This window comes from Vibrio sp. 1249-1 (genome assembly GCF_033340495.1).
The window spans coordinates 1-12,518 of sequence record NZ_JAWOWJ010000025.1 but is presented as its reverse complement, the minus strand read 5'-3'; the positions used below and the strand labels follow the sequence as shown (position 1 = coordinate 12,518).

Sequence of the window (12,518 nt, the reverse complement as noted above, 5' to 3'; positions counted from 1 at the left end):
AAGTAGTATAAAAAACTAAAAAGGCACCCGAAGGTGCCTTTTTCTTAAGCTTTTAACGATTACTCGTTATATGACTTACTCTTCAGAAGAGAAACCAGCGTTTAGAAGTGCCGCTAGGTTATCCGTTGCTTGCTCAGCAGAAGGACCATCTTGCGCTTCAGAACGTTTAGCTTGACGCTCTTGGTGGTATGCGAAACCAGTACCAGCTGGGATCAGACGACCAACAATTACGTTCTCTTTCAGACCACGTAGGTCATCACGCTTACCAGAAACCGCAGCTTCTGTTAGTACGCGAGTTGTCTCCTGGAACGATGCCGCAGAGATGAACGACTCAGTCGCTAGAGATGCTTTAGTAATACCTAGTAGTTCACGTTCGAAACGTGCAGGCTCTTTGCCTTCAGCTTCTAGGTTACGGTTAGCGATCTTAACTTGTGAGTACTCAATCTGTTCACCAGGTAGGAACTCAGAGTCACCAGAGTGAGTAATAGTACACTTACGTAGCATCTGACGAACGATAGTTTCAATGTGCTTATCGTTAATCTTAACGCCTTGTAGACGGTAAACTTCCTGTACTTCGTTAGCAATGTACTGCGTTACCGCGTGTACGCCACGTAGACGTAGGATGTCATGTGGAGACTCTGGACCATCTGCGATCACATCACCACGTTCAACTTTTTCACCTTCGAATACGTTCAACTGACGATGCTTAGGAATCATCTCTTCGTAAGCTTCACCGCTTTCACGTGTGATCACTAGGCGACGTTTACCTTTCGTCTCTTTACCAAAGCTCACAGTACCTGTGTGCTCAGCAAGGATTGCAGGCTCTTTCGGCTTACGTGCTTCAAATAGGTCAGCAACTCGTGGAAGACCACCGGTGATATCTTTGTTACCGCCAGACTTCTGAGGAATACGAGCTAGTGTTGCACCAACACCTACTGCTGCGCCATCTTCGATGTTCACAATCGCTTTACCAGGTAGGAAGTAGTGAGCTGGCATATCAGTACCAGGGATCATTACATCGTTACCTTGCTCGTCAACAAGTTTGATAGCTGGACGCATATCTTTACCTGCTGAAGGGCGAGCTGCTGGGTCAGTTACTTCGCTTGAAGATAGACCAGTTAGGTCATCAGTTTGACGAGATACTGTTACGCCGTCGATCATATCTACGAACTGGATGCGACCTGCTACCTCAGTAATGATAGGTAGTGTGTGCGCTTCCCAGTTTGCAACTGTTTCGCCAGCTTGAACTGTATCACCATCGCCTTTGCTTAGTAGCGTACCGTAAGGCAGTTTGTGCTTCTCTTTAGTACGACCAAACTCATCAACGATAGTTAACTCTGTCGCACGAGAAGTGATAACGATCTTACCGTCATCAGCCAATACAGATTTAGCGTTGTGTAGCTTGATAGAACCGTTGTTCTTAACTTGAACACTGTTCTCTGCCGCTGCTGTCGATGCCGCACCACCGATGTGGAACGTACGCATCGTTAGCTGTGTACCTGGCTCACCGATAGACTGAGCAGCAATAACACCCACTGCTTCACCTTGGTTCACTAGGTGACCACGTGCTAGGTCACGACCGTAACATTGTGCACAACAACCGAAGTCAGAATCACACGTTACTACAGAGCGCACTTTCATGCTGTCTACTGAGTTCTCTTCCATGATTTGACACCACTTCTCATCGATCAGGGTGTTACGTGGAATAAGAACGTCTTCAGTGCCAGGTTTTAGTACGTCTTCAGCAACAACACGACCAAGAGCAAGCTCAGAAAGTGCAACTTTAACATCACCACCCTCGATGTGAGGCATCATGTCGACACCTTCGTGAGTGCCACAGTCATGTTCAGTTACAACAACGTCTTGAGCAACGTCTACTAGACGACGAGTTAGGTAACCCGAGTTCGCTGTTTTCAGTGCCGTATCCGCAAGACCCTTACGAGCACCGTGCGTTGAGATAAAGTACTGAAGTACGTTTAGACCTTCTTTAAAGTTCGCTGTGATCGGCGTTTCGATGATTGAACCATCTGGACGCGCCATCAGACCACGCATACCCGCAAGCTGACGAATCTGTGCTGCAGAACCACGAGCGCCCGAGTCCGCCATCATATAGATGCTGTTGAATGACTCTTGCTGTTCCTCTTCACCGTCACGGTTAACTACCGTTTCAGATGAAAGGTTTTCCATCATTGCTTTCGCAACACGGTCGTTGGTCGATGCCCAGATATCGATAACTTTGTTGTAGCGTTCGCCCGCAGTAACAAGACCTGATTGGTACTGTTCCTGGATTTCACGTACTTCTTCTTCCGCTTCTGCGATTTCAGTGTACTTAGCTGCTGGTACAACCATATCGTCGATACCAACAGATACACCAGAAAGTGCCGCGTATGCGAAACCTGTGTACATGATTTGGTCAGCGAAGATTACTGTGTCTTTCAGACCTAGTTTACGGTACGCCTCGTTAAGTAGGTTAGAGATTTGCTTCTTACCTAGCTTTTGGTTAACGATGCTGTACGGTAGACCAGCTGGCACGATTTGCCATAGCATTGCACGACCAACAGTGGTGTCTACCATCTTGGTTTCTGTAGTGCTGTTGCCGTCTTCGTCTACAACAGTTTCTGTAATACGTACTTTAACGCGTGCGTGAAGCTCAGCTTGTTTAGTGCGGTATGCTTTCTCAGCCTCTTCTGGGCCAGAAAGGTACATGCCTTCACCTTTCACGTTGATCTTTTCACGAGTCATGTAGTACAGACCCAATACAACGTCCTGAGAAGGTACGATGATCGGATCACCTGACGCTGGCGACAGAATGTTGTTTGTCGACATCATCAGAGTACGAGCTTCAAGTTGTGCCTCTAGAGTTAGAGGTACGTGAACCGCCATTTGGTCACCATCGAAGTCCGCGTTGTACGCCGCACAAACAAGTGGGTGTAGCTGAATCGCTTTACCTTCGATCAGTACTGGTTCGAACGCCTGAATACCTAGACGGTGAAGTGTCGGTGCACGGTTCAATAGTACTGGGTGTTCACGGATTACTTCGTCTAGGATATCCCAAACGACCGCTTCTTCACGCTCTACCATTTTCTTAGCTGCTTTGATTGTAGTCGCAAGACCACGAGTCTCTAGCTTGCTGTAGATGAATGGTTTGAATAGCTCAAGTGCCATCTTCTTAGGAAGACCACACTGGTGTAGACGAAGGTATGGACCTACTGTGATTACAGAACGGCCAGAGTAGTCTACACGTTTACCTAGAAGGTTCTGACGGAAACGACCTTGTTTACCCTTGATCATATCAGCAAGAGATTTCAGAGGACGCTTGTTAGAACCTGTGATCGCACGACCACGACGACCGTTATCTAGTAGCGCATCAACAGACTCTTGCAGCATACGTTTTTCGTTACGCACGATGATGTCCGGAGCAGCTAGCTCTAGAAGACGCTTCAAACGGTTGTTACGGTTGATCACACGACGGTATAGATCGTTAAGATCAGAAGTCGCAAAGCGACCGCCATCTAGAGGTACTAGAGGACGTAGATCTGGCGGAAGTACTGGAAGTACAGTTAGGATCATCCACTCTGGGTTGTTACCCGATGCGATGAACGCTTCTACCAGCTTAAGACGCTTAGTTACTTTCTTACGCTTAGTTTCAGAGTTTGTTGTCTCTAACTCTTCACGCATTTGTTCTGCTTCAGCGTGCATATCCATAGAACCTAGTAGGTCCTTGATAGCTTCCGCACCCATCTTAGCAGTGAACTCGTCGCCCCACTCTTCTAGACGATCTAGATACTCTTCTTCAGTAAGCATCTGACCTTTTTCTAGATCAGTCATACCAGGCTCTGTTACTACGTACATTTCGAAGTACAGAACGCGTTCGATATCACGTAGAGGGATATCCATTAGTAGACCGATACGAGACGGTAGCGATTTTAGGAACCAGATGTGAGCTACTGGTGAAGCCAGTTCAATGTGGCCCATACGGTCACGACGAACTTTAGTTTGTGTAACTTCTACACCACACTTCTCACAGATAACACCACGGTGCTTCAGGCGCTTGTACTTACCACAAAGACATTCGTAGTCTTTAACTGGACCAAAGATACGCGCACAGAACAGACCATCGCGTTCAGGTTTGAACGTACGATAGTTGATCGTTTCAGGTTTTTTAACTTCACCGAAAGACCATGAACGGATCATGTCTGGTGAAGATAGACCGATTTTGATTGCATCAAATTCTTCGGTCTTATGCTGTGCTTTTAGAAAGTTTAATAAGTCTTTCACAATCAGCTCCTGTAAGGAGTTAAAAGGAGCTCACTCGCTAAAGTGAGCACCTTCTTCCAAATAATCGCTTTGATTCTCTCGACTTTCATCAAGAGAGAAAAGGATTACTCTTCGTCTTCTAGCTCGATGTTGATACCTAGCGAGCGGATCTCTTTCAACAGTACGTTGAACGATTCTGGCATGCCAGGTTCCATGCTGTGGTTACCGTCTACGATGTTCTTGTACATCTTAGTACGGCCGTTAACGTCATCCGACTTAACCGTTAGCATTTCTTGTAGCGTGTAAGCAGCACCGTATGCTTCTAGTGCCCATACTTCCATCTCACCGAAACGCTGACCACCGAACTGAGCTTTACCACCTAGTGGCTGCTGAGTTACCAGGCTGTACGAACCAGTTGAACGAGCGTGCATCTTGTCATCAACAAGGTGGTTCAGTTTCAGCATGTACATGTAACCAACAGTTACAGGACGCTCAAACGCATCACCTGTGCGACCATCAAACAGTGTTAACTGACCTGATGTTGGTAGATCTGCTAGCTCAAGAAGTGCTTTGATTGACTCTTCTGGAGCGCCATCAAATACAGGAGTCGCGATTGGTAGACCGCCACGCAAGTTCTTGATCAGAGTACGTACTTCATCATCAGATAGAGAAGCAATGTCTACTTTCTGGCGAGTGTCGCCTAGATCGTAAACTTTTTGTAGGAACTCGCGGAATTTCGCTAGTTCTTGCTGCTCTTTAACCATCTGGTTGATCTTGTCACCGATACCTTTCGCTGCCAGACCTAAGTGTACTTCTAGGATCTGACCGATGTTCATACGCGAAGGTACACCCAGTGGGTTAAGTACGATGTCTACAGGCTGACCTTTCTCATCGTATGGCATGTCTTCAACAGGGTTGATCTTAGAGATTACACCCTTGTTACCGTGACGACCCGCCATCTTATCACCAGGCTGAATGCGACGTTTAACCGCTAGGTAAACCTTAACGATCTTCAGGACGCCAGGTGCTAAATCATCACCTTGAGTGATCTTACGACGCTTAGTTTCGAACTTCTTATCGAAGTCAGCTTTTAGCTCATCCCACTGCTCAGCAAGTTGCTCAAGCTGAGTTTGTAGTGCGTCATCTTCTAGCGTTAGTTCTAGCCACTTCTTACGATCAGTTGTGTCTAGTTTCGCTTCAGAGTAACCGCCTTCAATCAATACAGCTTTAACACGGTTTAGAAGGCCGCCCTCAAGAATCTGGAATTCTTCAGTTAGGTCTTTCTTCGCTTCTTTAAGCTGCATCTGTTCGATTTCAAGCGCACGCTTGTCTTTCTCTACGCCATCGCGAGTAAAGACTTGAACGTCGATGATCGTACCTGATACAGAGTTAGGTACACGTAGTGAAGTATCTTTAACGTCAGATGCTTTTTCACCGAAGATTGCACGTAGTAGCTTCTCTTCAGGCGTTAGCTGAGTTTCACCTTTAGGTGTAACTTTACCAACTAGGATGTCGCCACCCTTAACTTCAGCACCGATGTAAACGATACCTGACTCGTCTAGTTTAGACAGAGCAGACTCACCTACGTTTGGAATATCCGCTGTGATCTCTTCAGAACCAAGCTTAGTATCACGCGCCACACAAGTCAGTTCTTGGATGTGGATAGTCGTGAAACGGTCTTCTTGAACTACGCGCTCAGATACTAAGATCGAGTCTTCGAAGTTGTAACCGTTCCAAGGCATGAACGCGATACGCATGTTTTGACCAAGCGCTAGTTCACCAAGGTCTGTTGAAGGACCATCAGCAAGAACGTCACCGCGTGATACAGGCTCACCTGGCATCACACATGGGCGCTGGTTAATACATGTGTTCTGGTTAGAACGTGTGTATTTAGTCAGGTTGTAGATGTCGATACCAGCTTCACCTGGTACTAGCTCTTCTTCGTTAACTTTAACAACGATACGAGAAGCATCTACTGACTGGATTACACCACCACGTTTAGCAACTGCAGTTACACCTGAGTCAACGGCTACGTTACGTTCAATACCAGTACCAACAAGCGGTTTGTCAGCTTTCAGTGTTGGAACTGCCTGACGTTGCATGTTCGCACCCATCAATGCACGGTTCGCATCATCGTGTTCTAGGAACGGGATAAGCGATGCAGCGATAGATACAACCTGGTTTGTCGCAACGTCCATGTACTGAGCGTGCTCACGAGGGTGTAGACCAGATTCACCTTTCTGACGAGCTGTGATCAGCTCATCTGCAAAAGTACCATCTTCGTTTAGCTTAGCGTTCGCCTGTGCGATAACGAATTGGCCTTCTTCGATTGCAGATAGGTAATCTACTTCGTCTGTTACTACGCCATCTACAACGCGACGGTATGGTGTCTCTAGGAAACCGTACTCGTTACAACGCGCAAACGCAGATAGAGAGTTGATCAGACCGATGTTTGGACCTTCAGGCGTTTCGATAGGACATAGACGACCGTAGTGAGTTACGTGTACGTCACGTACTTCGAAGCCAGCACGTTCACGAGTTAGACCGCCAGGACCCAATGCAGAAATACGACGCTTGTGCGTTACTTCTGATAGCGGGTTGTTTTGGTCCATGAACTGTGAAAGCTGTGAAGAGCCAAAGAATTCTTTAACTGCCGCAGAAATTGGCTTCGCGTTGATCAAGTCTTGAGGCATGATTGCGTCAAGATCGCCTAGGCTTAGACGCTCTTTAACTGCACGCTCAACACGTACTAGACCTACACGGAACTGGTTCTCAGCCATTTCGCCTACAGAACGGATACGACGGTTGCCTAAGTGGTCGATATCGTCCACTTCGCCCTTACCGTTACGGATCGCGATCAGCTTCTTCATCACTTCGATGATATCAGTTTCATCAAGTGTGCCTTGCTCTTGAGCATCTTCACGGCCGATAGAGCTGTTGAACTTCATACGACCAACAGTCGATAGATCGTAACGCTCTTCAGAGAAGAATAGGCTTTCGAATAGAGCTTCTGCAGCTTCTTTTGTTGGCGGCTCACCTGGGCGCATCATGCGGTAGATTTCTACCAATGCAGAAATACGATCAACCGTGCTGTCGATACGTAGTGTTTCTGACATGAATGGACCGTGGTCTAGATCGTTCGTGAATAGAACTTCTAGCGCTTTGTGGCCAGCCTGAGATAGGTTCGCTAGTGCTTCCAGGCTGATTTCCTGGTTAGCGTTAACAATGATCTCGCCTGTTGCTTCATTGATGTAATCTTTTGATGCAACTTTACCTACGATGTACTCAACTGGTACTTCGATGTGATCAACACCATCTTTTTCTAGTTGGCGGATATGACGAGCTGTTACGCGACGACCTTGCTCAACGTAAACTTTACCATTTGCTTCGATGTCGAATGACGCAGTTTCACCACGTAGACGATCCGGAACCAACTCCATCAATAGAGTTTGGTCTTTCACTTCGAAGTTCACTTTCTCGAAGAAGATATCTAGGATTTCTTCTGTCGACTTACCTAGTGCTCGAAGGATGATCGATGCTGGTAGCTTACGACGGCGGTCGATACGAACGTACAAGTTATCCTTAGGATCAAACTCGAAATCAAGCCATGAACCACGGTAAGGAATAACACGTGCGTTGTATAAAACTTTACCTGAAGAGTGGGTCTTACCCTTATCGCTGTCGAAGAACACGCCTGGGCTTCGGTGCAGCTGGGATACGATAACCCTCTCGGTACCGTTGATTACGAAGGTACCATTGTCTGTCATGAGTGGAATTTCACCCATGTAGACTTCTTGTTCTTTAATGTCTTTTACAGTACCTGCTGGCGCGTCTTTATCAAAGATAACTAGGCGTAGTTTTACACGTAGTGGCTTTGAGTAAGTTACACCGCGGATTTGACATTCTTTAACGTCAAAAACTGGCTCACCAAGACGGTAGCTAACGTATTGCAGCTCAGAATTGCCGTTGTAGCTCTGAATCGGGAATACAGAACGGAAAGCGGCTTCAAGACCGTATTGACCTTCAGGATCCTGTTCGATAAATTTGTCGAACGAATCGAGCTGGATCGATAGCAGGTATGGAATGTCCAAAACTTGTGGACGAGTACCAAAGTCCTTACGGATGCGCTTTTTCTCGGTATAAGAGTAAACCATGGGGTTCCTCAGCTCGCTGATAAGTGACCCAAACTGTCCGCCCGCTCCTAGTTACTTAAGGGGGGGTAAGGGACAGTGACTAATATAGCTGTTTACTGTAGTGACATTTCATTTCGTAAGAATGAAATGTTTTTTGCATGGATATCAGGCGCTTAAACAGCGGGAAAATTCGCCTATACCCTACAGCGCAAAAAGGCCGGTGGTTAAAAAACCACCAGCCAATTAGCCGTTAGGCTAAGAAACTATGCAATAATTACTTAACAGCAACAGTTGCACCAGCTTCTTCTAGCTGAGCTTTAAGAGCTTCAGCTTCTGCTTTCTCAACACCTTCTTTAAGAGGTGCTGGAGCGCCGTCTACTAGAGCTTTAGCTTCTTTAAGACCTAGGCCAGTTGCGCCACGTACTGCTTTGATTACAGCAACTTTGTTACCGCCAGCAGCTTCTAGGATTACGTCGAATTCAGTTTGCTCAGCAGCAGCTTCGCCTGCAGCAGCGCCGCCAGCTACAACAGCAGCAGCAGCAGAAACACCGAATTTCTCTTCCATTGCTTCGATTAGTTCAACAACTTGCATTACAGACATTTCTGCAACTGCGTCTAGGATTTGCTCGTTAGTAATAGACATAACAATTCTCTTTTAAGTCAACAATAAGTTTATTAAGCAACCAGTAAAAAGCAAGGCTTATGCCGCTGCTTCTTGTTTTTGATCGCGGATAGCTGCGATAGTACGCGCCAGCTTGCCAGCCGAAGCTTCTTTCATGCACATCATTAGGCGTGCAATTGCTTCGTCGTAAGTTGGTAGTGTTGCTAGTACTTCAGCGTCAGTTAAAGCGCCTTCAAATGCAGCAGCTTTGATCTCGAAATCTTTGTTCTCTTTAGCGAAGTCTTTGAAAAGACGCGCTGCAGCACCTGGGTGCTCATTAGAGAATGCGATTAGAGTAGGACCAGTGAAAGTGTCAGTTAGACACTCGTACTCAGTACCTTCAACCGCACGACGAGCAAGAGTGTTACGAACAACTCTCATGTAAACGCCAGCTTCACGAGCCTGTTTACGTAGAGAAGTCATCGCGCCAACTTGAACGCCACGAGAATCAGCTACAACTGCAGAAAGTGCACCACTGGCAGCTTCGTTGACTTCAGCAACAATTGCTTTTTTGTCTTGAAGGTTTAAAGCCATCTTGGATTTACTCCTGGTTGTCGTTACACCACTCACTATCATCACGACAGTGAGAGCTATTGAGGTGCTTCCCCAGAAGAAAGTTAACTATATTACATAGAGCTTTCTGTCAGTTCGGGCACCATCTACGTAGGATAATTAAGTTTGCTTTTACACAAACACCTACGGTCTTGGACGGAGACTGGGTCTTAATTCATTTCGAACTAGGAGACAGTTCAAAGAACCAAAGTTCAGCCCCAACCACAAATATTAGGCGCAAAATTATACACTAATTTTGCGCCTAAGCAAATAAATTATGCTTGAGTGTTCAGGCTAGCCTGATCAACAGCAACACCAGCACCCATAGTAGTAGAGATGCTTACTTTCTTCAGGAAAGTACCTTTCGCTGAAGATGGCTTAGCTTTCTTCAGAGCAACTAGAAGTGCTTCTAGGTTCTCTTTGATCTGCTCAGCAGAGAAGTTTGCTTTACCGATAGTAGTGTGGATGATGCCGTTTTTGTCGTTACGGTAACGAACCTGACCAGCTTTAGCGTTTTTAACTGCTTCAGCAACGTTAGGAGTTACAGTACCAACTTTAGGGTTTGGCATAAGACCGCGAGGACCTAGGATAGTACCTAGTTGACCTACAACGCGCATTGCATCTGGAGAAGCAACAACTACGTCAAAGTTCATTTCGCCTTTCTTAACTTGCTCAGCAAGATCTTCCATACCTACGATGTCTGCGCCAGCTTCTTTAGCTGCTTCAGCGTTAGCACCTTGAGTGAACACTGCAACGCGGATTTCGCGGCCAGTACCGTGAGGTAGTACAGTTGCACCACGTACGTTCTGGTCAGATTTACGAGCATCAATGCCTAGGTTAACAGCAACGTCTACAGACTCAACGAATTTAGCAGTCGCTAGTTCTTGAAGAAGAGCAACAGCTTCGTTGATTTCGTATTCTTTAGTTACGTCAACTTTTTCGCGGATTACGCGCATGCGCTTAGTTAGTTTTGCCATCTTATTAACCCTCTACCACTAGGCCCATTGAACGAGCAGTACCAGCGATAGAACGCTTCATCGCTTCGATGTCAGCACCAGTCATATCAGCAGCTTTAGTTTCTGCGATTTCTTGGATTTGAGCGTCAGTTACAGTACCAACTTTTTCAGTGTTTGGACGACCTGAACCAGACTTAACGCCAGCAGCTTTCTTAAGAAGAACAGCAGCAGGTGGAGTCTTAGTTACGAACGTGAAAGAACGGTCGCTGTATACTGTGATAACTACTGGAGTTGGTAGACCTTTCTCAATAGATTCTGTTTTTGCGTTGAACGCTTTACAGAATTCCATGATGTTCACACCGTGTTGACCTAGTGCAGGACCTACTGGTGGACTAGGGTTAGCCATACCAGCAGCAACTTGTAGCTTGATGTAAGCTTCAACTTTCTTAGCCATGATAATTCCTAAGTTTGGGTACAAACGCTAATCGCGGATCAGCTCCCCGTTTGTGTAAGAAACTTTTTACTTCACTTGAAGTAAAAAGGCGCGAAATTATAGTCATAATCCGCGCCTTATACAACCCTAAAAAGGTGATTTTTTATACTCTTTAACGAAGAGTCTTAGTCCAGCTTTTCAACCTGACCAAATTCAAGCTCAACTGGTGTCGCACGACCAAAGATCGATACAGACACTTTCAGGCGGCTCTTCTCGTAATCCACTTCTTCAACCGTACCGTTGAAGTCAGCAAATGGACCTTCGTTAACACGTACCACTTCACCCGCTTCGTACATTGTACGCGGACGAGGCGCTTCACTCGCTTTCTCAAGACGATTAAGAATCGCGTCAGCCTCTTTATCCGTGATAGGTGCCGGACGGTCTGAGGTACCACCAATGAAGCCCATGACACGCGGCACACTGCGTACTAGGTGCCATGATTCATCGTTCATAATCATCTGAACAAGGACGTAACCTGGGAAGAACTTACGCTCAGATTTGCGACGCTGACCCGCGCGCATTTCCACTACTTCTTCAGTAGGAACCAGTACTTCACCGAATAGCTCTTCCATGCCGTGCATTTTGATATGCTCGCGCAGAGATTGAGCTACACGACCTTCAAATCCAGAGAAGGCTTGAACCACATACCAGCGTTTTTTTGGAGCTTCACTCATGAATAAAAACCCTCTATACCCCAGTTGCTAGAGCTACTAGACGAACCATAATTCCGTCAATACCCCATAGCACTAGAGCCATTACAATACTTACAGCTAAAACGATCAGTGTTGTTTGCATGGTTTCTTGGCGAGTAGGCCAAACAACTTTACGTACTTCCATACGAGATTCTTTTGCAAAACTGATCGCTGCTTTACCTTTAGTCGTTGTTGCTGCAACGCCTAAGGCAGCTGCAATAAGAACAACAACGCCTGCAGCACGAACCACTACAGACATTTCACCATACAGGTAATTACCCACAACAGCGGCAGCTGCCAATACGAAAGCGGCTACCCACTTAAACGTATCTGCTGCGTTTGAGCTATCAGGAGTTTCAGCATTATTTGCTTTCATAAAACCAACCTGTTACAAGTCTTAATATAGACGACAACAACCCCGCTGTTGCAGGGCAAACTCCATATCGCTGAAAAAATCAGCGTACTCTTCTTAAGATTAAGCCTCTTTGCTTAATCTTGCTCTGCGCCCAACCCACTTCTGAACAAGAAAACAGCAAAAATAATGTTGAGTGCAGAAAAAGGGCATCAAATGATGCCCTTTTTGCTACTGGTTCGTCAAATCTAATTCAAGATTTTCCGAAAGCATCGCTAATTCGCTATGAATTAGTCGAAGATCTTAGCAACAACACCAGCACCTACTGTACGGCCACCTTCACGAATCGCGAAACGTAGACCTTCGTCCATTGCGATTGGTGCGATTAGCTCTACAGTCATCTGTACGTTGTCGCCTGGCAT

At 46.2% G+C, this 12,518-nt stretch carries 8 protein-coding genes and 1 pseudogene; all 9 read right to left on the bottom strand.

Annotation, left to right across the window (positions count from 1 at the left end; genetic code table 11):
* Positions 1-75 precede the first annotated feature (75 nt).
* On the bottom strand, positions 76-4,278 hold the full coding sequence (gene rpoC, locus R7Z50_RS23110; RefSeq protein WP_005382514.1) for a DNA-directed RNA polymerase subunit beta': 4,203 nt from the start codon (positions 4,276-4,278) through the stop codon (positions 76-78).
* A gap of 104 nt (positions 4,279-4,382) precedes the next feature.
* On the bottom strand, positions 4,383-8,411 hold the full coding sequence (rpoB, locus tag R7Z50_RS23105; protein WP_005384685.1) for a DNA-directed RNA polymerase subunit beta: 4,029 nt from the start codon (positions 8,409-8,411) through the stop codon (positions 4,383-4,385).
* 253 nt (positions 8,412-8,664) lie between these two features.
* Positions 8,665-9,033 (bottom strand): 50S ribosomal protein L7/L12, encoded by a 369-nt coding sequence (gene rplL, locus R7Z50_RS23100; protein ID WP_005382540.1) that lies wholly within the window; start codon positions 9,031-9,033, stop codon positions 8,665-8,667.
* A gap of 57 nt (positions 9,034-9,090) precedes the next feature.
* Entirely contained in the window at positions 9,091-9,585 is a 495-nt protein-coding gene (gene rplJ, locus R7Z50_RS23095; protein WP_005382538.1) for a 50S ribosomal protein L10, read from the bottom strand.
* Positions 9,586-9,878: 293 nt separating this feature from the next.
* Complete coding sequence (gene rplA / locus R7Z50_RS23090) at positions 9,879-10,580, bottom strand: 50S ribosomal protein L1 (RefSeq protein WP_005384683.1); 702 nt, start codon at positions 10,578-10,580, stop codon at positions 9,879-9,881.
* A 4-nt stretch (positions 10,581-10,584) separates the two neighbouring features.
* Positions 10,585-11,013 (bottom strand): 50S ribosomal protein L11, encoded by a 429-nt coding sequence (gene rplK / locus R7Z50_RS23085; RefSeq protein ID WP_005384682.1) that lies wholly within the window; start codon positions 11,011-11,013, stop codon positions 10,585-10,587.
* 164 nt (positions 11,014-11,177) lie between these two features.
* The gene (gene nusG / locus R7Z50_RS23080; protein ID WP_005384681.1) at positions 11,178-11,726 is read right to left on the bottom strand and encodes a transcription termination/antitermination protein NusG; all 549 of its coding nucleotides are present in this window, start codon (positions 11,724-11,726) and stop codon (positions 11,178-11,180) included.
* Between the two features lie 13 nt (positions 11,727-11,739).
* A complete protein-coding gene (secE, locus tag R7Z50_RS23075; protein WP_005384680.1) occupies positions 11,740-12,120 on the bottom strand; it encodes a preprotein translocase subunit SecE in 381 nt (126 codons plus the stop codon).
* A gap of 266 nt (positions 12,121-12,386) precedes the next feature.
* Positions 12,387-12,518: pseudogene (gene tuf, locus R7Z50_RS23070) on the bottom strand (elongation factor Tu); the annotation flags it as partial.

Coding starts and splice junctions, on each gene's coding strand:
- rpoB (WP_005384685.1), bottom strand. CDS start 8,411: ATGGTTTACTCTTATACCGAGAAAAAGCGCATCCGTAAGGACTTTGGT.
- rplL (WP_005382540.1), bottom strand. CDS start 9,033: ATGTCTATTACTAACGAGCAAATCCTAGACGCAGTTGCAGAAATGTCT.
- rplJ (WP_005382538.1), bottom strand. CDS start 9,585: ATGGCTTTAAACCTTCAAGACAAAAAAGCAATTGTTGCTGAAGTCAAC.
- rplA (WP_005384683.1), bottom strand. CDS start 10,580: ATGGCAAAACTAACTAAGCGCATGCGCGTAATCCGCGAAAAAGTTGAC.
- rplK (WP_005384682.1), bottom strand. CDS start 11,013: ATGGCTAAGAAAGTTGAAGCTTACATCAAGCTACAAGTTGCTGCTGGT.
- nusG (WP_005384681.1), bottom strand. CDS start 11,726: ATGAGTGAAGCTCCAAAAAAACGCTGGTATGTGGTTCAAGCCTTCTCT.
- secE (WP_005384680.1), bottom strand. CDS start 12,120: ATGAAAGCAAATAATGCTGAAACTCCTGATAGCTCAAACGCAGCAGAT.